Origin of the sequence: Methylophaga sp. UBA3603 (genome assembly GCF_002375335.1) — a bacterium.
Taxonomy (GTDB): domain Bacteria; phylum Pseudomonadota; class Gammaproteobacteria; order Nitrosococcales; family Methylophagaceae; genus Methylophaga.
The window spans coordinates 91,105-112,956 of the sequence record NZ_DFMC01000006.1 but is presented as its reverse complement, the minus strand read 5'-3'; the positions used below and the strand labels follow the sequence as shown (position 1 = coordinate 112,956).

Below are 21,852 nucleotides of genomic sequence, written 5' to 3'. Positions count from 1 at the left end.
TTTTCTGATGGATCATGATCTATGGCTGAACCTCAAGCGAAATTTAGAGCTGTACATCAGGCGTGGCTTCTAATTGATACATCCGGTTCAAAAAATCTCGCCATTGGCGGAACTGCTCATCAATATCACCCGTTAACTCGACTGATTCTTCTTCATAAGTCATCACCTGTGGTGCCATTTCCAAGTTCACCGATTCTCCTAACTCGTTTAATGCCTCCTGATGAAACTTGGCTTCCTCACGAGATTTAAAGCCACTGCTGATCAGCACTGCACCGCCAACACCACCGGCAACAGTCGCAAGATCACGGGCAAAACGCGGGTCGTTGGAACTGCCTGACGTAGCGGCAGCAACGGCGGCACCGATTAAAACTGCCCCGCCAATCATTTTCCAGATGCTTTTGGTTTTAGCTTCTTTGCGTAATTGCATTTCTGTGGCACTGGCTTCCTGCCATGCCAGATAGCTGTCATCCATTTGCTGGGAAAATGCACTGTAATTCTGCTGCAGATTATCTACAAATAACTGTTCACGAACCTGAATCGATTTGACTCTTTGAAACATTGGGTCAGCATCACTCGGCATACTGACCAGCTTAATTTGTTGACCACTGGTATCGAGATACTCCATAAAGGCCTGTTCATTGAAACTGGCGGCGAAACGCAGATCGTTAATATTCTGCAGTTGCGCCAGTTCGCTTTGCTGTTGTTTAAGCAGGGCTTCAATTATCGCCTGGGCCGCTTTATCAAAAGCGGGATCATAGGGGTCTTTGCCGTCATTTCTCGGATTTTTGTAAAAACCTTCACCAACCTCATATTCAATGGTGTCGTTTAACCACTGCTTACCACTGGCATCAACCACATTGAGGCTAAATTCAAGCTCTTGACCATTTGATTCAATGATCTCGCCGACAGCAAATAAATCACCTGAAGCAGTGCTGTTGGGGGCTACCCGAACCGCACCAAACTTACCACTTTCATCTAAAGCCGTTTTTAATTTATAAGCAAATCGATTGGCTTCTGCTCGTCTCAATTCAGGCCAGATACCTTCTTCTTCATATTCAGCTGCTGAATCGGAAAGCCCTGGCGAAAAGACCGGAATAATGACGTCAAGTTTAACGCCCTGGTAGGGTATTTCTTTGTTTTGTTCCTGGGCCGAGGCCAGTTGTGGACCGGTTTTTAAATTACCTGAGGATGACGTAGTTGCACATCCCGTTAGTACATGGGTCAGGATAATAAGATAGATAAGAAACCTGGAGGGGGCTCTAAATGACTCAGTCTTCAACAATGTTCATCCCCTTATATTTACGATATTCATTCCAGAGTTTCTTTTTAATCTCTGGATCTTGTTCAGCTTCCGCAGCCAGTCTGATTTGTGCAGCAATGGCATCGTCGTTATTGGCGGATGGAATGTCTTCCGGGATAGCACCGTTATCTGCACCTCCCGAAGATACCACTGCCGCACCATTGCTATCAGTTTGTTCAACTGAATCTGCTGTGCCGGCCTGAGCTGGCATCGAGCTTTCCATTTCTGTCTCAGCTTCAGTACCCTGCATTTCCTGGCTGGCGACTGAGTGATTACCAGCATTACCACCCTGATTTTCTCCACCGCCTTGCTCGCCACTATCTCCACCATCACTGCCAGCCGCAGACGTATTATTTGGATCAGACAAATTGCATGACTCAAAGCGGTTAACCGAATCAAAAAAAGCTTTTTCCATTAATGCTATTCTTTCTGCGCGAGTAAGCTCCGGGTTATCACTGTAACGAATTTCCGCTTCACCGCAGTCCTCATTCGCCTCAACGGCCTCTTCTGCATTTATGTTGAAACTTGCTGTTAAAACAATCGGGAAAATAATAGATAAGGTTTTATTCATTGAGAATAAAGACAATAAATCCTGGTAACGAATGGTGAATTTTTTCATAGAAATAGCACTAATCCATTCATAATTTTTTCAGAAAACCTGAGTCAATATAGTTTATAGAGCATTTGTCAGTAGAAGGCAGTAATAAGTTTTCACTGCTTTATATAGCGCACATTATTAAACAGTAAACCATTGTTCATGAATGCAGAATGAATAGTCTAATTGTTTCGCAATTTATAAAGCATTTAAATGGATATCAGGAATGGCTCTCAGTTAAAAGGTCGTTACTTGTGTTCCCACGCAGGAGCCGTGGGAACACAAGTAAAAAATTTTTAACACACAAAATTCACATCATCAGGCGCATACTCAACAAATGAAAACATCTGCTCTCGTTATTGGCGGCAGTGGGCAGATTGCTCAGGCCATCATTGAAAAACTATTAACTTACTTAACTGCTGAAAATATTGTGGTGGTTAGTCGTGGACCACAACCCGATAAGTTTGCTGGTGTCATCTGGTATCAGTCTGAATATGACGAAACAAGTATGGGCAACCTGGCGATGCAGTTTTACGACCAGCAACGTAACTTTGAAAAGGTCTTTATCTGTCACGGCATCCTCCATGATGAATCAGTAAAACCGGAAAAACGTCTCGAACAACTTACAGCAGCCTCCATCAACCATGTGTTTAATATCAATACAATTACCCCGGTGCTTTGGCTGAAACAGCTTTTACCAGTGCTTAAACATGCTGAAACCTGTCAGGTGACCATCTTCAGCGCACGGGTTGGCAGCATTAATGATAATCACATGGGGGGCTGGTATAGCTATCGCGCCAGCAAGGCAGCGTTGAATATGCTGTTAAAATCCACCGCCATTGAATATGCCCGTCGCGCCAAAATGGTAAAGTTACTGGCATTTCATCCCGGTACCACTGACTCTCCACTATCTCGTCCGTATAATACAAACGTGCCTGACGATAAATTATTCACCCCGGATTTTGTTGCCGATAGATTGTTTGAAATTCTAAAGGGTTTGCCAGCCGACGGTGAATTGTCATTTCTGGATTGGCAAGGAAAAAACATAGACTGGTAAACAGGTTTTTTACATATCCTGTTTCCGTTCACGTGCATTCAATCTGTCGTAGGCTTCTTTCTCATGATGAATATCACTGATTAAGCCCCGGTGCATAGCCACTGAAATAGCTTCCTGATTCTGAAACCGGCCTCCTTCCTTAAACAGCAAATCAAGCAAATCCCGGGCAGGCATATCCAGATATTTCGATAACTCCTGTGATTCATTGGAAAATTTTTCCAATACTTCCGGGTGTTGTTGCTGAACATTTAATATCGCCAGATTATCAATAATAGCCAGTTCTTTCGCTGTTGGCAGACTCAGACCATTATCCTGAACAAACCTTAAACTGGTCAGCCCTGTCAGCTGATGAAAGGTGTTCTGCACCAGATTCAGATCGGCATTTCGCCCAGCCAGGGCAACCCTCAACCATTTCAAACGATGACGGGCCAGCACTATCATGCTTTGTTCTATTTCTTTGCTCATAGACTTCAGCTCCTTTGGACTTCCTGCACCCTTGTTAGCATAGCAATGCCCTGTCATACAAGCCATTCCTATTAGACTGGTATTATTCTGCAGATAATATGTCATGATGATTCAAAATATTTAGCAGGTTTTAGTAGTGGGGTATGTCAGATGAAACACTTAGTCATGATGACTTTTGCCTTAACTTTCGTTGGTTCGGTCCAGGCAGAAAATCTGGAGCATGGAACCATTACCAGCTGTGCCTATCAGGCAGGTACTGCCTATGAAATCCAGAAAATCCGTCAGACCGAAGGCGACGACTGGGAAACGTTTGAAACAAAAATCAAATCGATTTACAAAGACTCTCAAGGCCGTGATGATTTATTGCAAATTGCCAAACAGGTATTTATCCAGCCCCCCAGTAAATCAGCGGATTTTATCCATGATCAAATATTTGATGCCTGTGTTAAACGTCAACAAGGCACTGAGTCAATTTACTGATTTTCAGCGTTTTGACTCAATGAGTTAGCCCTATCAAAAGATTACACGCCAACACAACAAAAATCAGTGCTGTCGTGCGACTGAGATAAACCTGAGCATTGGGTTTTGTTTTAAGCCAGTCGCCAAGCTTTGAAGCTAATATAGAAATACCACTAAAGATAAAGAGTGAAACAACACCAAACATAGTCCCGAGCAATATAATTTGTGGCGTAATCGCACCATAGTTTGAACTGGCAAACTGTGGCAGAAAAGCCAAAAAGAAAATACTGACTTTGGGATTAGTTACATTCATCACAATGCCGCGAATATATAAGTTGGCATCACTCAATACTACGCCCTTACCTGATAATTCTTGTGTCTGGCTGTTAAGAATCTGCCAGGCCAGGTAGACCAAATAGATTGCGCCGATGATTTTCAACGCACTCAACGCCCAGTCAGAAGTTTGCATAATAGTGGCAACACCGAATGCCACTAAACAGGTGTGAAAAACCAACCCTGTACATAGACCTAAGGTAATCAGAATGCCACTGCGTTTACCATAAAGTGCTGACTGGGTAAGCACAAAAATATTATCTGGCCCCGGAGCCAGGGCCAGCAACGCTGAAGTAAAAATAAAAACCGCATAGACTTCAATTGGCATGCGTTAGAAAATCACAAACATTGTTTCATTATCTAGTTGAACTTTTAGGCAAAAAGTAAATATTAAAGACGGATGATACAAACTGAAGCTCCTACATCTCTAATAAACTGATTTACAGAAACTCAAATCCTACTTGAAACAGTTTTTCAACCTCATCGACATCCTGCTGTTCGGTCAAAAAGATGACCAGATGATCGCCGCTTTCAATCTGAACATTTTTTTCGGCAAACAAAATCTTTTCTTTGCGTAATATCGCTCCAACGGTCGCCGTTTTAGGCAGTTTGAGTTCTGAGAGTTTACGCCCCACTACTTTCGAGGTTTGCTTATCGCCATGTGCCACGATCTCAATGGCTTCTGCAGCACCCTGTCTTAACGAATGTACGGTAATCACATCACCACGACGAATATGGGTCAATAGGGTCCCAATGGTAATTTGTGCAGGCGATACGGCAATATCAATACTGGTTCCTTCAACCAGTTCAACATGGCTGGCCTTACTGATAATGGAAAAGGTTTTGCGAGCTCCCAGGCGCTTCGCCAGCATCGCAGACAAGATATTGGCTTCGTCGTCGTTAGTCACAGCGCAAAACACATCCGTTTTATGAATATATTCTTCTTTAAGCAGGCTGGCATCACCCACATCACCATGCAAAACCAGGCTGTGATGCAGTTCTTCGGCGATAACCCGTGCACGATTTTCATTATGTTCGATAATTTTAACGTTATGTGACTTTTCCAGCCGCTGTGCCAGTTGTTTACCAATCTGTCCGCCACCGGCAATAAATATTCGTTTATAGGGTTGGTAATCTTTTTTGAATACTTTTACCAGCTCACTGATTTGATGTTTTTCGGCCAGAAAAAACACTTCATCCTCGGCCTGTAACGTGATTTTTCCTCCCAATGAAATAGCACTTTCATTTCGGAAAATGGCCGCGATACGCATTTGTATTTTAGGAAGCAGATCCAGCAAATCATGGATGGCTTTACCATCCATAATACTCCCGGCATCCACTCTAACGGCAACCAGTCGAGCACGATCTTCAAAAAAGGTCAGAACCTGCAAGACTTCAGGTTGTTCAATTAGATGGGTAATGTAATCAGTGACTAATTGCTCAGGACTGATAATGACATCAATTGGCACAGCATCCAGCGCAAATAAAGCCGGATATTCCAGATAATCTGCGGCACGTATCCGCGCCAGTTTTTTGGGCGTATTAAATAGTGAGCTGGCAATCTGACAGGCAATCATGTTGATTTCATCATTATGGGTGACCGCGATCAGCATATCGGTGTCTTTGATGCCCGCTTTTAACAAGGTACCGGGGTGTGCTGCATATCCCACCACCGTGCGAATATCCAGATGTTCCTGCAATCGCTCCAGCAATACCGGATTCTGATCAATCACCGTGACATCGTTACCTTCATTGACCAGACTTTCTGCCGTCGAACTGCCGACCTGTCCCGCACCCAGAATAATAATTTTCATCTGCAAAACCTCTCTGTTAATTGCGCCAATAGGCTGGCAGAAATAGAATCAACAAGGTGAACACTTCCAGGCGTCCTACCAGCATTGCGAAGATCCCGAGCCATTTAACCGTGGCATCCATTGTGGCAAAATTTGAGGCAACCTCTCCTAAACCCGGGCCCAGAAGATTGATCGTTGCAACCACTGCCCCAAAAGCTGAAATCAAATCAAGGCCGGCTGCCATCATTGCAACTGTCAGCATCAATGCTGTGACAATATAAAGCACATAAAAACCCCAAATCGAAAACAATACTGTTTCAGATATTGGCCGTTTTCCCAACTTCACCACAGATACGGAGCGAGGATGCACCAATAACTCGAGTTGCCGTAAACCCAGTTTCGCCAGCAACATGATACGCATAACTTTAATGCCACCCGCGGTTGAACCGGCACATCCACCAATAAATGACAAAATCACCAGAATTAACGGGATGTGTAATGGCCATTCCGCGAATACCGCCGTACCAAAACCGGTACTAGTCATAATGGAAGCCACCTGAAACGCAGCATAACGAAGCGCTTCCCATCCGCCAGAATACACCCCGGCGAAATACAGGCTTATCGCAATAAAAATACTGGCAAAGACAAACAATAATCCAAAAGTTCTTACTTCCGGATCTTCGGCATATGAAGATATTAGCTTGCGTCTTAACACTAAAAAATGCACGGCAAAGTTCACCCCGCCAGCCAACATAAATACGATTGCGATAGCTTCAATAAGTGGACTGTTAAAATAGCCGATACTGTCGTCATGAGTAGAAAAGCCTCCGGTCGCCACGGTAGTAAAGGCGTGGCCTACCGCATCGAAGAAACTCATCCCTGCAAACCAGTAAGCTAACGCACAACACACCGTAAGTAACAGATAGATCAGCCACAGGGAACGGGCAGTTTCAGCGATTCTGGGTGTCATTTTTTCATTTTTGGCAACGCCGGAAGTTTCCGCTCGATACAGCTGCATGCCCCCGACGCCTAATAAAGGCAGAATGGCGACCGCCAGAACGATAATCCCCATGCCGCCTAACCATTGGATTTGTTGTCGATGATATAAAATTGATTGGGGTAATTGATCTAACCCAACAATAACGGTCGCGCCCGTGGTGGTAAATCCTGAAATGGATTCGAATACCGCATCGGTAAACCCCAGATGCAGACTGAGGTAAAAGGGTAAAGCGCCGACCAGCCCCAATATAAACCAGAAGAGTGTTACGACCAGAAAGCCATCACGAACGGATAATTCCTGACGTTGATGATAGTTGCTTAGCCACAACGATAATCCCAATAAAAACACAATCAGGCTGGACCCGATAAAGGTTATCCATTGTCCATCGCTGTAGATCCATGAAACGATTAATGAAGGCAGAAAGCTGAGACTGTAAAACATCAACAGCAAACCAAATAACCGGATGATGGCTCGCCAATGCATTAGCTTACGACCTCAATCAAAAATGTAAGCCAAGCAACACACGGTGTAATATGCCTTTGAAACAACTTGGTAAAACTTAACATCAGTCTATTCATCCCTATAATCAACGTTAATGGATTATTGGTTTCAGGAGACTGAAAGTCAGCTAAAAAAAAGATAAAAATTTTATATAAATTTTACTTTTTTAAATGCGATTTATTGTTAAAACAACTTTAAGAATTTTCCAGAAAAAGCGATCAGCTATGCGTTTTCTTCCAACTAATACTCCGCTCAAACATTATCTGCTCGCGATCGGATTGATTTTTGTGATCGTGTTGTTTGCCCAGGTGCTTAACCGTTATCTGCCCTACACCAGTCTGTTATTACTGTTTCTGGCGGGTGTGTTGCTGATATCAGCCAAAACCAGTTTTGGTCCGGCTTTATTAAGCAGCTTGTTCAGCTTTATGGCTTTCAATTACTTTTTTACTGAGCCTTATTACACTTTTAATATTCTGCACAAAGCGGATGTCGCCACATTAATTATATTTTTGATGGTGGCATTGATGACGGCACATTTAGCGACGCAAATGCGCGAAGCTATAGCCAAGCAGGAAATGGCATTAAACCGGCTGTCTCATTTCTATGAGTTCAGTCAAAAGCTCTCTTTCGCGACCAACACTGAAACCACTATCGAAATTTTATTGGAGGCCTTACGGCGAGTTCTGAGCAATGATGGTCGTGTGGTGATTGCCATCCAGCAGGAGTCTAAATTGATTTTGCACCCGGAGGGCATATCGAGTGGTCATCCTGGTGAAGAAGTTTTTAAATTAATGCTATCCAAACATCTGGACGGTGAAACCTGGCACAAGGGATGGTTGTTTTTTCCACTTAGCTGGGATGGCAGACAGCTTGGCCTGGTGGCCATTAATGAACGCATTAATGACAAGCAAATTACGGCTACAGAAACGTTCTGCCAGCTAACCGCAGTGGTATTACACCGTACCATGCTGGTGGCGGAACTCTCACAAACCAAATTACTGGCAGAAACAGAACAACTACGTGCCACATTACTTTCTTCAGTTTCACATGATTTACGTACCCCCCTCTCTTCCATTATCGGGGCGAGTTCGTCATTACGTGAATATGCTCAGCATTTATCGACTGATGATCAGCAGCTGCTGATCCAGACCATTGAAGATGAAGCGCACAGGTTGGACCGTCATATTCAGAATCTGCTTGATATGACTCGTCTGAGCCAGGGTAAACTGAACCTGAATCGTGAATGGATGGATATCGACGATCTGATTAACGGTGCTATAAGACGGTTGGGCCATCAATTAGATAATGTGCAATTCGAGCTTGAATTAACAGAAGATACCCCGATGCTTTATGTTCAGGGTTTAATTATCGAACAAGCCATTTTCAATCTGCTTGATAATGCCATTCGCCATAACACAGCAGAATTGGCAATAAAGTTAATCGTTCAGCATGATGACAATTGGATAACGCTGGATATTATCGATAACGGACCGGGTATTGCCGATACTGAAAAGGAAAAAGTATTCAATATGTTTTACAGCCTTGCTCAAGGTGATCGACACGAATCCAGTTTACCGGGCACTGGAATGGGCCTGGCAATTTGCCGCGGCATGGTTGAAGCGCATGGTGGCGAGGTGATGGCATTGGATAATCCTTATGGCAAAGGCACGATGATGCGGATCAAGCTACCAAATAACCAAGGGGCTGTTGATCTTTCATAGCCGCCAGCAGTGGTGAATATGAAAGATCAATAAGTCCTAACCTCCACAGAGTATTTACATGGCCACAATATTACTCATAGAAGACGAAGCTCAGATTAAGAAATTTTTGAGGATCAGTCTTGAAGCACATCATCATGTGGTGCTGGAAGCCAGGCTCGGTGAACAAGGATTAGCCATTATGGTCGAACAAAAGGTTGACCTGTTGATTGTGGACTTAGGTTTGCCGGATATGGATGGACAGGATGTTATAAAAGCATTACGTAAATGGTCACAGATCCCGATTATTGTTCTGTCTGTTCGATCCAGCGAAGATGAAAAAGTGCAGGCATTGGATGCCGGTGCTAATGATTATGTCACCAAACCGTTTGGCATCAGTGAGTTGATGGCTCGGGTTAGAGCGTTACTGAGAATAAGTGACAATACTGTAGCTTCTAACAGTAAACGTGAAATCAATGGCCTGTTTATCGATTTAGCGGAATATCAGGTCAAACTGGATGACAGAATAATTCATTTATCTCGTAAAGAATTCGAGTTGCTTCGATTACTCACAGAACAGCCAGGGCATATCCTGACCCATCGTTTTTTAACCCAGACCATCTGGGGTGAAAGCTTTGTTGATGAAACACATTATTTACGTGTTCTAGTACGCCAGTTACGCCATAAACTTGGTGAAGAACCTATACAACCAAGATTTATTGAAACCGTTCAAGGTGTGGGATACCGGTTTAAAGTTTAAATTAAAAAACTCATTTCACCTTAAATCTGCCTCAATGATATGACAGGAGGCATATCACTGAGGCGTGAAACACATTCAGACATCGTAGTTGCTGGCAGATATATTTCCACCGCGTCCTGTCCAGTTGGTGTGAAAAAATTCACCTCGGGGTTTATCGAGTCGTTCGTATGTATGGGCACCAAAATAATCGCGTTGTGCCTGTAACAAATTGGCTGGCAAACGTTTACTGCGATAACCATCATAAAATGACAAAGCACTGCTGAAGGTAGGTACCGGCACACCAACGTCAATCGCTGTAACGACCGCTTTTCTCCAGCCCGGCAATGCTTCGCTGATGGCGTCAATAAAGAACTCATCCAGCAATAGGTTCTGCAAATTCGGATTCCGCTCAAAAGCGTCACGGATTTTGGATAAAAACTGGCTCCGAATAATACAGCCACCACGCCACATCATCGCAATACCCCCATAATTCAACTCCCAACCATAAGTTGCCGCTGCTTCACGCATTAACATATAGCCTTGGGCATAGGAAATGATTTTGGAGGCATAAAGTGCATCCCGAACGGCATCAATCATTTCACGTTTATCACCAGTAAAAGCAACCGCCTTAGCCGGTAATACGCGAGATGCCGTAACCCGTTCATCTTTCAACGCTGACAAACAACGGGCAAATACCGCCTCACCTATCAATGTTAAAGGCGTGCCTAAATCCAACGCATTCATGCCCGTCCATTTTCCGGTACCTTTTTGACCTGCGGTATCCAGAATATGATCGATTAACAAACTGCCATCAGGTTCTTTTACTTTAAGAATGTCGCGAGTAATTTCAATCAGATAGGAATCCAGCACACCATCATTCCATTCGGCAAATACCTGTTGAATTTCATCACCTGACAACCCCATGCCTTCTCGCATCATCTGATAGGCTTCACAAATCAGTTGCATATCGCCATATTCAATACCGTTATGCACCATCTTCACATAATGGCCTGCCCCATCATTTCCTACCCAGTCACAGCAAGGCTCACCATCAACCTGCGCAGAGATTGATTGGAATATATCTTTTATTGCTGGCCATGCAGCTTTATTACCACCGGGCATTAACGAAGGTCCATGGCGTGCCCCCTCTTCACCACCAGACACACCACTGCCAATAAACAGAATCCCTTGCTGATGTAATTCCTGAGTACGGCGATCGCTGTCATTAAACAAAGAGTTACCACCATCTATGATAATGTCACCTTTCTCCAGATACGGTAAAAGTTGCTGGATAAAGCTGTCGACCACATCCCCTGCCTTTACCATCAACATAACCCTCCTGGGCCGTTGCAATGATTCAGTAAACGCTTTCAAATCGTGACAGGCAATAATTCTGGAACCATTTGCAGGGCCCTGCATGAACTCGTCTACTTTCGTGGCTGTTCGGTTGTAAACAGCAACGGTAAAACCTTTATCGTTCATATTTAAAGCCAGATTCTGGCCCATGACAGCAAGTCCGACGATACCAATGTCAGCGGTTTGACGGGTTGTTTTCATATGATTAAATCCCTATATAGTTTTGTTGTAGTGGCTTATTTGTTCAGGGTTGCCACAATACTCACAAAGGATTAATCTGTAAAACAGTTTATTCATACAAAAACAATCGATAAAAACGATTAATATCCATAAAAAATGTGACAGAGTTAACATTTTTGGATTATTGTCAGCATTTATTGCGCATAAAGTGTGACGTGGTTATCATTTATTGGCGGGAAATCGTTATTTTGTTTAAATAACTTTAAATTAAGAGTCTGAATTAACGGCTCCAAGCTGTTGTAAATTCATGGGTTTTCTGTTTTCCTTAGGTGTTGACGGGTAAAGTTTCCTGTGAAAACAGGAATTATTCATTTACGGTAACTGGGGTTGTAAGAGTAATAATAAATATGTGACTTACCTGTTAGTTCAATATTGGCCTAACGGAAAACAAAGATGTTGATAAGATCAGGGAGATATCGATATGGCAAGTTATTACCTAGATTCAAATCCTAAGCTTCCTAACAAGGGATGTGACACTCATCATGTGTGTCCAGAAACATGTCCCAATTTACCCCCAATGATTGATCGCATTCAATTGGGTGATTTGCCAGATTGTAAAACGGCAATTCATGTTGCCAGAAGAAAGTTTTACAACCAGGCTCATCTAATCAGTGAATGCTCTCATTGCTCTAACTCCACTCCACATGAAACGCTTAACTAATTTCACTTCTTAATTAAAACAGCGATATAGCAAAATTTCACTCCAACATAGTTTTTTCCTGAGATAAAGTTTTGGTATCTGCCTGCAAAAGATTTATCCTTGCAGGCAGATAACCAAAGGATATTTCATGTCTGAACCCAGAATTATTCCCAATCCTTCCCCAGACCCCGATATGAACGATAATTCAAATCAAGTCAAAACACTGACGATTGTTATTTATGCCCTGCAGGCAGCATCCTTTATTGTTGGTTTAACGTTCCTGGTTGCCGTTATCATGAACTACATCAAACGCGATGATGTGCGTGGAACGTGGCTTGAATCACATTTTCGCTGGCAGATCCGTACCTTCTGGTTTTGTCTTTTGTGGGGCTTGATAGGTGCTTTATTGAGTGCTGTAGTTATCGGGGTTTTCATTCTGCTGGCCAATGCGATTTGGGTTATCTACCGTATAGCCAAAGGCTGGATGAATGTGGCCGAAAACAAACCGATGTACACTTAAGATTCACCAGCCAATCGCTGTTGTCGTCGGCGTTTCTCCAAGCTTAGCTTTTTGTTTCAAATTAAATGCTGAATTTCATGATAGGCTTTGCAATCTTTTAACTTAAAACTCATGTATCACTGGACTGTATGACCAAATATCTCACCCTGGTAATGTTGCTTTTCTTTAGTGTTTCTACTTACGCTACACAAACTTTTTCTGACCCGGCATTGAACGGCAAGCCTACACCGGAAGGTGCAGATATTGCTTTGTATGTTGTCGATACCGCAAGTGGCAAGGAAATTTACTCTGAACGTGCTGAACAGTTCCAGCAACCTGCCAGTTTGCAGAAAATCATTACGGGTCTGGGAGCTCGCCTGGTTCTGGATAAAGATTTTCGTTTTGAAACCACAATGGAAACGACTGATCGCGATGTGATAATCAATTTCAGTGGAGACCCGACTTTCACCCGCACCCATCTGCGTGTTCTGGTCGAAAAACTTAAGCTCAAGCAAACTACTATCGATGGAAATCTCTATTTGAACGGCAGCGCCTTCGACACCTCTGAGCGTGCTGTTGGCTTACCATGGGATATTATGGGTGTCTGTTACAGTGCCCCGTCCAGTAGCATTACGATGAATGGTAACTGTATCTACGGAAAAATTGAGGGCACTACCCCGGCACCCGTTAAGGGGCTGAAAGCCAGTGGCTCGCCATATATCAGTATCAGTGCTGACGATATCATCATCCGCGAAGGCCTGGAAAATCAGAATATTGATTGTGATCTCAAGCTGACTGCCGACAATAAAAATCACTTCTCACTTAATGGATGCGTGGGCTCGCATCGTTTGCCAGTAAATTTTCATCTTGCGGTACAAAACACCACCTTATATCTCAAGGAGGTTCTTCAGGAGGAACTGGATCGTGCCGGAATCAGATTACGTGGCAAAATTATTCGTGACGATACCGCACATGGGACCGTTATTGCCTTGCATCAATCAGAACCATTGATGAAACTGATCGATTTGATGATGAAACGGTCGGATAATCTGATTGCTGATAATCTGCTTAAAACGGTTGGCCGTGTTTATTACAAACAACCTGGTAGTTATGAGAATGGTGCGGCCGCCATCAAAGAGGTATTTAAGGAAAAAGCCGGTATTGATTTGTCTCGTGCCATTATCATGGATGGTTCAGGGTTATCACGTAACAATAGGGTCACCGCCAAGCAGTTAATGCAGGTCGTCCAGTACATCTTCAGCCATAAGGAGCTGGGACTGGTTGATACGCTACCCGTATCAGGACAGTCTGGAACCCTGCGATACCGCAGTAGCCTGATCAATACGCCATTGAGTGGCAAAGTAACAGCAAAAACCGGTTCTATCTATGGTGTTTACAATCTGGCTGGGAAAATAAATACAAAATCAGGCAAGTCATTGTACTTTGTACAGTTACTTTCCAATTATCATTCAGATAGTGACAACCGCAATGTTGCACGTAAGCCACTTCGGGATTTTGAACGTGGTTTTTATGAAAAGTTATTTAACGAGCATTAAATAGACGACTACTTGTCCTGTAACCAAAAAAAACCCTCTTTGCTCACACAAAGAGGGTTTTTTAGTGAATACAGCTTTAACTTACCAGGCTGATTCACCCGTTTCTGGATCATACATTTCATGATGGATTTTGTTGCGGTTCGCAATCAGTTCATCAATTGTTGGTGAACCTGACATCGCACGTTTGATGGCCAATTTCATCGCTTCGTAATTCGTGCGGTATAAGTCCTTGCGATCAACATCCGGATTAGCAGCCGCATCTGGCGCGATCCAAATCATCGCCACGATACATAAATCATCAGCATGTTCTTTTGGTATGACGCCTTCAATAACGCTATCCAATACCGCATCGGCCACCGCCGACTGAACCGGTCCACCAAACAATTCCACATAACTGCTCGATTTGATGGTCACTTTAGGCACGATCATGGTTGCCGGTTTAACCTGTTGATTGGTGGCACGAATGGCAAACATACGGGTGTGACCTTCTGTCTGCCCCATCAAATTGGCAAATGCCTGGCCTGCCGGACCTTTGGTGCTGCCAATTAAAATTTCCGGCATCGCATCCGTGCCTTGATCTTCACTGGCAAAAACGGTGGCTTCTGCGGTTCTAAACCAAACGGGTTCTGACATTGTTAAACTCCAAATAATTATAAGAAAAAACGCGCCATTCTATGTTGCTGGTATCTGCGCCCGCAAGCAATAATCCAAAAGGTGTAATTGACCGTAATTTATGCAGTCTATTTTTGGTATTAATCACATTCAATAAATGCTAACGAACACATCAAAATGACCTGTATTCAGTATGCTTATCAATATAAATTGGGGAATATTACATTTTAAGCTTCCAAAATATTGCATCCGGTGAGCAGAGCATCTGTAATTTTTAAAATAAAGAAACTCTTTCCTAAAGGGATTAACCGTTTGCAAATGTATTACAACGCGCGATATCTCCAGTTTCAAATCCCGTTTTAAACCACTGCATTCGTTGTTGCGAACTACCATGGGTAAATGAATCGGGGCTTACATAACCTTGCGATTGTTTTTGCAAGGTATCATCCCCTATCGCACTGGCAGCTCTTAGCCCTTCTTCAATATCACCGGTTTCCAAAAGTTGACGTTGATCATTTGCATGATTGGCCCAGATACCTGCAAAACAGTCTGCCTGTAATTCCTGTTTGACCGAGAGTTTGTTGGCTTCTGTTTCGTTTAACCGGCTGCGGGCAGCATGAACTTTTTCTGAAATCCCCATCAGAGTCTGAATATGATGTCCCACTTCATGTGCAATCACATATGCCTGAGCAAAATCACCAGGTGCTTTGAATCGGTTTTTGAGTTGATCGAAAAAATTCAGATCCAGATAAATCTGTTGATCTGCAGGACAATAAAAAGGGCCGATTGCTGACTGGGCAATGCCGCAAGCCGAACGTACCACCCCTCTGAACAACACCAGATGAGGCTCCTGATACTGTTCATCATTTTCCTGAAAGATACTGCTCCACGTCTGCTCGGTATCTGCGAGGATTACTGAGACAAATTCAACTAGTTCTTTTTCCTGCGGCGTTTGATTTAACGTTTCGGTGGAAACGCTGGTGGGTGGACTTTCTCCCAGTCCTAGCGCATAGAGCATATTGCCTAAATTACCGGTAAACAAACCATAAGCAACCACAGCGACAATTACTAACAAAGTACCTTTAACACCAAGAAATCGAAAAACCAACGGTAATAATCGTAAACCACCACGTCCTAAGCCTCCAGCTCCAGAAGTACGCATGGCCCGTCTGTCTTCAATATTGCTGCTTTTGGGTCTTCCCTTCCAACGCATTGTTATAAATCCTTATTTATACGAGCTGAAATGTCGATGAAATTAACGTTATGTGATTCTGCAGACATCATAGTCTTTTCCATAGATGAAGCTAAAGCAGTTTTATAAGCGTCAATGGTTTTTATTTAAAAGCTTATTTTCTACCGAAATAGAAATTTTTCACGGCATATTCACCTGGAAAAAGCTACTTTAATCATGAATCATTAAACGAGCCGTTAATATGCGTAATAGTAAATCTGAGCCAAATTTGAAACACATCCTACAATCGAAACGGTTACCGTGCCGAGGTTGCACTGCTGACTGTAAAAACTATGCTTTTTGCGATAGTAAGCCATGGCGGCAGAATCAAGCCGGTGTCCAAATAGGATCCAAAATTCATTAATTTAAAAGAAAACCCAATAAACCTTTATGATTTATTGGGTTCTAGTTGGATAAGTCAGATTCCGGTGAAGCAATTTTAATATTGCTGCCCAACACCTTGTTCAGTTGCCTCATCTAAACCACTATCTTCTTCATCATAAGGAGGTGTTTCAGTTAAATCGCTATCATCTTTGTTGCGGTTGATTTCTTCAGCTGATTGAGGGTTTTCAATTTCCTCCACATCTTCATCACCATAAGGGTTCTCGCTCCACTGTGGGTCAGCATCCAGCTCAGAGTCCTGCCCCATTTGATTATCCTGTTCATCGGAACAACCGGATAATATGACCGACGAGAAAGCTAATGTCATGGTAAAAAATAGTGCTTTCCACATAGTATTTACTCCTTATCAATTAATCTGTGCCATAGAGCTAGGATTAGTTAACGAATTGAGGTTGTTGCGTAATCAAGAAATTTGTTCAAGGGTTGCATTAATCCATGCTCGGTGACGTCTTTCATCTGCCAAACCATTTTGTAAAATGAGTTTTATTGTTCCTGGGAAAGGCTCATCTACCATTTCTTCATAACTTTTATTAGTAACTTCTTCATTCATTTTCATTGCTTTAAGAATGGCCTTATCTCCACCCAGTTCAGCTATCACAACTTTGCCTTTAGTGAGTATCTGTTTTAGATCACCGCCATCAGCCGGATTTCCACCTTCCAGCCTTACTGATTCACTTAAAGCCGTAATGTGGTTTTGATGGTCTTCCATAAATGCGGCTAATTGTTGTTTAAACTGCATGTCATCAAGACGCTCAATCGCCGCTTTATAAGCAGCAATGGCATCGTAATCGAGTTCAATTAAATTATTGAGCTTTTTGATTAGATCTTCCGAGTTCATTTCAGTCATTACGATTATCCTTTCAACATTAGATTTATTACGTTTTACTGAGTGTTAAATAGTAACTTTGGAAATTCTTATCTGGTTGAGCTCACACTTGATATAAGTGCACATTAACCACTATCAGCAATCCTTATGCCAGACCCTGAGAGTAAGCATTAATGAGGTTCTGAAAATTCTAGTTTCCCCCTCGCAAGGGAAATTTCGATTTATTCCTATAAATTTTTCTGTAATGACAGTAATTTTTACCCATATTTTATTTTCTTTTATTCATTGAAAACTTATAAAACTTTCAGCTATATCCAAGCCCACCAGGCTTTAGCAGAGATTTGTTCATCTCGGGTACGTAATTTGCAAAAGGACTGATAGTAATCTACCGAAATCAAAAGGTTTAGAAACATGACTGATACAAAAAAGACACAGCACAACGCCATAACCTTACTGAAAAAAGATCATCAGAAAGTTAAACAGGCGTTCGCCCAATATGAAGAGCTCGGGCCATATGCGTTTGTTCATAAGAAAAAGCTGGCCGATCAAATTTGTGCAGAACTGACACTGCATACCCAGTTGGAAGAGGAAATTATCTACCCAGCGTTTCGTGAAAAACTTTCAGATGAAAAAGATTTGCTCAATGAAGCTAAGGTTGAACATGACAGTGCCAAGGTATTGATCAAAGAAATTCAACAAATGCAGGCAGATGAGGAATTATTTGATGCCAAAGTCAAGGTGCTTTCAGAATACATTGAGCACCATGTTAAAGAAGAAGAAGACGAAATGTTTCCTTTATTGCAGAAAAGTGATGTTGATTTGGCGTTACTCGGCGAAAAACTGTTTCAACGCAAACAACAACTCAATAAATAACACTTGAGTAAAACTTCATAAACCCATCTGGGAATAATGATTATGGATAACAGTCATGCAAACAAAGCAGAAATGGAATGGATGTCACTGAAAAAAGAAGCCACCTTGTTCCCTATTTATTCCATGCGTAAAGCCTGGGATGTTTTAGAAAAGGAAATCAATTTTTTATCTGCATCAGCTGACAAGCCAAACAATGATTCAATCAAACAGGGCAGGCTTGATATTGGTGAAATCACGGTTTTGGATCCCCGCTTGGGAAATCTTATCCATAGTCTGGAATATACACGTATGAGTATCGAAGGGATTCAGTCCCCTTCTGTATCGATGATCGTGGATTACATTCAAGCCTGTGAAAGAGTGCATTGGATTTTGGATAACTATCGTAAGCTCGTCAGCTGACCTTTCTGACCAACGATATAAAAAAGGGAATTTGCAATGGCAAAACTGGTTAAATGTCGAAACTGTGAATATCAGGTAGCACGAACAGCAAATAATTGTGTCCAATGTCATACCAAAAATCCCGGTTTAACCACCACAGATCATTTTATTAATACCCTATGTTTTGCGGCACTTTTACTAGGCCTGATGCTGCTCTATAAAATCTCGTTTAATGATCAGTTAATCCAGATTGCAGATGTTGAAGCGGCCGGGTTTGAAAAGCAGTATCAACGCCAAACCTTGATTGAAAATGCTGAAGGTGGTTGGGTTGGCCAATGGAAGAGTGAACGAATTGAACTGTATCAATTTACCGATACAGTGGCCGTGGACTTGGAATTTTTTTCCAAACGGGCCGCTCCAGATAATGTAAATGGATGGAATGATGCCTGTATACACAAAAACATCATTTTACTTAGTAAAGGACATAATGCCTGTCAGACACTTAAACAGTTATAAAATAAATTATTGGAGCAGGCTCTAAGGGCTTGTTTATCTTTCATCTCCGCCTCTGTTGTGAGCTGAAAAAGCGTCAATCAAGGTACGAGGAACGCCTTTTGTGAGATACATCCATGTATCTCACCCCATTGGGGCTTGCGCTCAAAAACGTTTATCTCCATGGATGGAGTGTATGCAAAAGCAATGTCTGGAACATTGCTTGTCCTGACGTTTTTGTAGTAATTCTAAATAAGTGACGAGTAACGTAGAGTGACGCTTTTTCAGTCACAACCCGAAGGGCTGGGACTATTTTTGCGGCCGCCTGGGTTGTATGAAATACATCCCTGTATTTCACCGCTACGCGACCAGCTAAGCTGTTCAAATGAGTTCCAGACTCATTTGTCAATCACTTATGTAGGAAGACTACACGGCGTGCTTTTCGCCTTGTCGCACACAAAACAAAATAGCCGCCAGCAGTGGTGGATATGAAAGATAAACAAGCCCTAAATCATTAATCCGCATCAAATGTTTCAATATCATCAGTAATCTCATCATATAGACGAAGTTAGGACCTCAGTATCTTTTTTCGTCTTAGCGGGGAATCATTCTGGAACAAGCTTCTAGTTTTCATCTGCTTCAGCTCCTATTACTCCCTGTGTCACAGTATCCCGGCTAGATTTGTACTTGAAATATTATTACTATGAGTAACAGGATTGTCTATCTCGTTTTAATTCATTCATTTCATCTGCCAGTAAAGGCAGACTCGTAATCATGCTGGCAAAAAAAGTCATTTTAATGAGTTGTGTAGCCATTTTAAACTCCTATCCAAAATGCTCAAGAAAGCATTAAGGCTTATATCAAATAAGAATATGAAGTTAGAAGGCCTTAAGGACATCACATTTCATTTGTTAAAATGAAATGCTTAGGTGAGAAATTAGTTTGATAAAAAAATGAAAACGTAGCGTTACTTCCTTAGTAAATTTGTTGGTCAACACTGAGAAATCAACCAGCTAATTACTCCATTAAAACGCTACGCTCCCATTGAACTTAGAATTTTATTTTACGTTCAATTTATTTTATTCAGGATATCCTTCCTCACCCATTTTGTGGGCAGGGTGCTTATCGTTTCCGCCCTTATCCTTATCATAGGCTTCTTCATCAGGCACCACGTCCATGTCTTCATCCATTTCATCATAGGTGGTTGTATCACCCTGACGGTTTTTGTCCATTTTCTTCTCATTATCCTGATGTTTTTTGTCCATGTCATGCTGAGTTTTATTAACTTTTTGTTCCCACTCAGGATCATCTTTATTCATTTTTTCATGATCATCTGCTAAGACAGGTGTAACAGCAAAAGCTGTAGCAATTGCAGTTGAAAGAAATAGTTGCTTAAACATTTCATTCTCCTTTATATTTAACGGCAATTTTTGTATTCAGGTAGAAAATCAAAGAAAGAGCCGAATGCTTTCTTTGTAACAAACAACCTCGCAAGCCTCATGCCAAAATAATTATCACTATAAAATACACGGAAAATTCAAAAAAATTATTATTTAAAATCAGCAGCTTGGCAAGACTTTAATGCAAAATACATTAAACTTATGCTCAAGATCTGTTATGAATTTTTCATGTACAACTAATGACAAAGTCATGTAATTTTTACAATCACATCTAAATTTTTTTAGGTGTTTGTTCAGCATTGCCATAAAAATTTCTAAGTAATAAATCAATAGCGGACTAGCATCAGACATTACATTTGAAATAAGGCTATGCCGACTGAGCCAGCATAGCCTGTGTATTTAAAACGATTATGAAGCGCTATAAAGGGTTGTTACATAGTTTGCTTCAAAAACTCGACCTTCAAAAAAGTCGTGATCAATGCTTCCTTGCACGCTTACTCTGTCCCCTACATCAAGCTGTTGAAATCCCTCATTATCGAGCGGATTGTATGTCAATTCATCCACTTCGACAGTCAGCTCCTGAAGTCCGGAATCAAGCGTAAATTGCTCTCCATTCGCATCTACGCTGGTAATCGTCCCCTGCACTACTGTATCCGTTACACTGGGTGAGATTATTGAATAACCTATATCCTCCTCATCCATTGCACTCGCATAAAAATAGGTATCAATATTTTTTACATAAACACTGCTGGCTTCTATAGTAGTTAGATCGTAAAAATCATCATCGATCATGCCTGAGACTCTCACTTCATCCCCCTGGATTAACTTGTAACCATCAGCATCACGGTCGCCATCGTCCATTTCTACAGTGATCTGCCCATCACCATAATCCAGTTCAAACGCATCAGCGGTGACAGAGGTAACTTCACCATTAATACTGATCCAGCTATCATCTTCTAACGCGTAAGGATTTATAGCGACTGCTGGCAATGCAAATAAAGTCAAAGAAGCAAATGTCAGGATTCTCGCGTTATTCATATCTTCCTCCTAATAAACGTCTTCTATAGTCTGAGTAAAAATCAGTCATATTATTTACAAGGAATACTTTTGATGACTCTAAATCAGCAATGCTTAACTTGGTCATCATTATCAACTCTAAAGCTGAATTTGAAATTATTTGGATAATTAAAACACTTTAGATTTATTGCATTAATATCTCGTTATTCCCTGCTCAAAAAATTATGCAACCGTTATACCAGTCCAAATAAAAAAATTAACTGAAAACCGTCAGACTTGGCATTAATTTTATCTAGAGGGTTTTATAGATTTAAATATGTAACTGGCAAGGTTAATTTAGATAATTGTTAATTAAAAATATTTCGAGAGAGTCATGAAATTTTTTCAGATA

At 41.8% G+C, this 21,852-nt stretch carries 22 protein-coding genes; 9 read left to right on the top strand and 13 right to left on the bottom strand.

Features of this window, described 5'->3' with window-relative positions:
- Positions 1-43: 43 nt before the first annotated feature.
- Complete coding sequence (locus tag B4F66_RS03040) at positions 44-1,282, bottom strand: hypothetical protein (protein ID WP_292356990.1); 1,239 nt, start codon at positions 1,280-1,282, stop codon at positions 44-46.
- A complete protein-coding gene (locus B4F66_RS03035; protein ID WP_292356992.1) occupies positions 1,269-1,919 on the bottom strand; it encodes a hypothetical protein in 651 nt (216 codons plus the stop codon). The genes B4F66_RS03040 and B4F66_RS03035 overlap by 14 nt, the downstream gene beginning before the upstream one ends.
- Positions 1,920-2,232: 313 nt before the next feature.
- On the opposite strand from B4F66_RS03035, the gene B4F66_RS03030 reads away from it, so the two are divergent.
- Positions 2,233-2,952, top strand: a complete 720-nt coding sequence (locus B4F66_RS03030; RefSeq protein WP_292356994.1) for an SDR family NAD(P)-dependent oxidoreductase — start codon at positions 2,233-2,235, stop codon at positions 2,950-2,952.
- Between the two features lie 9 nt (positions 2,953-2,961).
- Here the strand turns inward: B4F66_RS03030 and B4F66_RS03025 are convergent, their stop codons facing one another.
- Positions 2,962-3,417: a hypothetical protein gene (locus tag B4F66_RS03025; RefSeq protein WP_292356996.1), complete on the bottom strand. Its 456-nt coding sequence runs from the start codon at positions 3,415-3,417 to the stop codon at positions 2,962-2,964.
- 150 nt (positions 3,418-3,567) lie between these two features.
- Here B4F66_RS03025 and B4F66_RS03020 point away from each other — a divergent pair, with 150 nt between their 5' ends.
- Entirely contained in the window at positions 3,568-3,897 is a 330-nt protein-coding gene (locus B4F66_RS03020; RefSeq protein ID WP_292356998.1) for a netrin-like domain-containing protein, read from the top strand.
- A 16-nt stretch (positions 3,898-3,913) separates the two neighbouring features.
- On the opposite strand, the gene B4F66_RS03015 is transcribed toward B4F66_RS03020, so the two are convergent.
- From B4F66_RS03015 to B4F66_RS03005, 3 genes are all read right to left on the bottom strand, one after another.
- Positions 3,914-4,537 (bottom strand): LysE family translocator, encoded by a 624-nt coding sequence (locus B4F66_RS03015; protein WP_292357000.1) that lies wholly within the window; start codon positions 4,535-4,537, stop codon positions 3,914-3,916.
- 112 nt (positions 4,538-4,649) lie between these two features.
- Entirely contained in the window at positions 4,650-6,023 is a 1,374-nt protein-coding gene (trkA, locus tag B4F66_RS03010; RefSeq protein ID WP_292357002.1) for a Trk system potassium transporter TrkA, read from the bottom strand.
- Positions 6,024-6,039: 16 nt separating this feature from the next.
- Positions 6,040-7,485: a TrkH family potassium uptake protein gene (locus B4F66_RS03005; RefSeq protein ID WP_292357004.1), complete on the bottom strand. Its 1,446-nt coding sequence runs from the start codon at positions 7,483-7,485 to the stop codon at positions 6,040-6,042.
- A 242-nt stretch (positions 7,486-7,727) separates the two neighbouring features.
- Here B4F66_RS03005 and B4F66_RS03000 point away from each other — a divergent pair, with 242 nt between their 5' ends.
- Together B4F66_RS03000 and B4F66_RS02995 are read left to right on the top strand one after the other, a co-directional pair.
- Complete coding sequence (locus tag B4F66_RS03000) at positions 7,728-9,224, top strand: sensor histidine kinase (RefSeq protein ID WP_292357006.1); 1,497 nt, start codon at positions 7,728-7,730, stop codon at positions 9,222-9,224.
- A 58-nt stretch (positions 9,225-9,282) separates the two neighbouring features.
- Positions 9,283-9,960, top strand: a complete 678-nt coding sequence (locus tag B4F66_RS02995) for a response regulator (protein WP_292357008.1) — start codon at positions 9,283-9,285, stop codon at positions 9,958-9,960.
- 75 nt (positions 9,961-10,035) lie between these two features.
- Here the strand turns inward: B4F66_RS02995 and gnd are convergent, their stop codons facing one another.
- The gene (gene gnd, locus B4F66_RS02990; RefSeq protein ID WP_292357010.1) at positions 10,036-11,496 is read right to left on the bottom strand and encodes a decarboxylating NADP(+)-dependent phosphogluconate dehydrogenase; all 1,461 of its coding nucleotides are present in this window, start codon (positions 11,494-11,496) and stop codon (positions 10,036-10,038) included.
- A gap of 827 nt (positions 11,497-12,323) precedes the next feature.
- Between gnd and B4F66_RS02985 the strand changes: the two genes are divergently transcribed.
- Positions 12,324-12,695: a DUF4870 family protein gene (locus B4F66_RS02985; RefSeq protein WP_292357012.1), complete on the top strand. Its 372-nt coding sequence runs from the start codon at positions 12,324-12,326 to the stop codon at positions 12,693-12,695.
- 128 nt (positions 12,696-12,823) lie between these two features.
- Complete coding sequence (gene dacB, locus B4F66_RS02980) at positions 12,824-14,230, top strand: D-alanyl-D-alanine carboxypeptidase/D-alanyl-D-alanine endopeptidase (protein WP_292411638.1); 1,407 nt, start codon at positions 12,824-12,826, stop codon at positions 14,228-14,230.
- An 81-nt stretch (positions 14,231-14,311) separates the two neighbouring features.
- Here dacB and fae read toward each other — a convergent pair whose 3' ends face one another.
- The 4 genes from fae to B4F66_RS02960 form a co-directional block, all read right to left on the bottom strand.
- On the bottom strand, positions 14,312-14,863 hold the full coding sequence (gene fae / locus B4F66_RS02975; protein WP_292357016.1) for a formaldehyde-activating enzyme: 552 nt from the start codon (positions 14,861-14,863) through the stop codon (positions 14,312-14,314).
- A gap of 283 nt (positions 14,864-15,146) precedes the next feature.
- Positions 15,147-16,055: a KPN_02809 family neutral zinc metallopeptidase gene (gene ypfJ / locus B4F66_RS02970; protein ID WP_292357018.1), complete on the bottom strand. Its 909-nt coding sequence runs from the start codon at positions 16,053-16,055 to the stop codon at positions 15,147-15,149.
- A gap of 457 nt (positions 16,056-16,512) precedes the next feature.
- Positions 16,513-16,806, bottom strand: a complete 294-nt coding sequence (locus B4F66_RS02965; protein WP_292357020.1) for a hypothetical protein — start codon at positions 16,804-16,806, stop codon at positions 16,513-16,515.
- 72 nt (positions 16,807-16,878) lie between these two features.
- Entirely contained in the window at positions 16,879-17,322 is a 444-nt protein-coding gene (locus B4F66_RS02960) for a DUF2383 domain-containing protein (protein WP_292357022.1), read from the bottom strand.
- A 390-nt stretch (positions 17,323-17,712) separates the two neighbouring features.
- Here B4F66_RS02960 and B4F66_RS02955 point away from each other — a divergent pair, with 390 nt between their 5' ends.
- Genes B4F66_RS02955 through B4F66_RS02945 form a run of 3 tightly spaced genes read left to right on the top strand, consistent with a single transcriptional unit; the run spans position 17,713 to position 19,068 of the window.
- Positions 17,713-18,174, top strand: a complete 462-nt coding sequence (locus tag B4F66_RS02955; RefSeq protein WP_292357024.1) for a hemerythrin domain-containing protein — start codon at positions 17,713-17,715, stop codon at positions 18,172-18,174.
- A gap of 42 nt (positions 18,175-18,216) precedes the next feature.
- Positions 18,217-18,573, top strand: coding sequence for a hypothetical protein (locus B4F66_RS02950; RefSeq protein ID WP_292357026.1), 357 nt, complete (start codon positions 18,217-18,219; stop codon positions 18,571-18,573).
- 36 nt (positions 18,574-18,609) lie between these two features.
- Positions 18,610-19,068 (top strand): hypothetical protein, encoded by a 459-nt coding sequence (locus B4F66_RS02945; protein WP_292357028.1) that lies wholly within the window; start codon positions 18,610-18,612, stop codon positions 19,066-19,068.
- A gap of 1,055 nt (positions 19,069-20,123) precedes the next feature.
- Here B4F66_RS02945 and B4F66_RS02940 read toward each other — a convergent pair.
- Together B4F66_RS02940 and B4F66_RS02935 are read right to left on the bottom strand one after the other, a co-directional pair.
- Positions 20,124-20,444: a hypothetical protein gene (locus tag B4F66_RS02940; RefSeq protein ID WP_292357030.1), complete on the bottom strand. Its 321-nt coding sequence runs from the start codon at positions 20,442-20,444 to the stop codon at positions 20,124-20,126.
- A 408-nt stretch (positions 20,445-20,852) separates the two neighbouring features.
- Positions 20,853-21,482 carry a DUF5666 domain-containing protein gene (locus tag B4F66_RS02935; protein ID WP_292357032.1) on the bottom strand — a complete coding sequence of 210 codons (630 nt, stop codon included), beginning with the start codon at positions 21,480-21,482 and terminating at the stop codon, positions 20,853-20,855.
- Positions 21,483-21,852 lie beyond the last annotated feature (370 nt).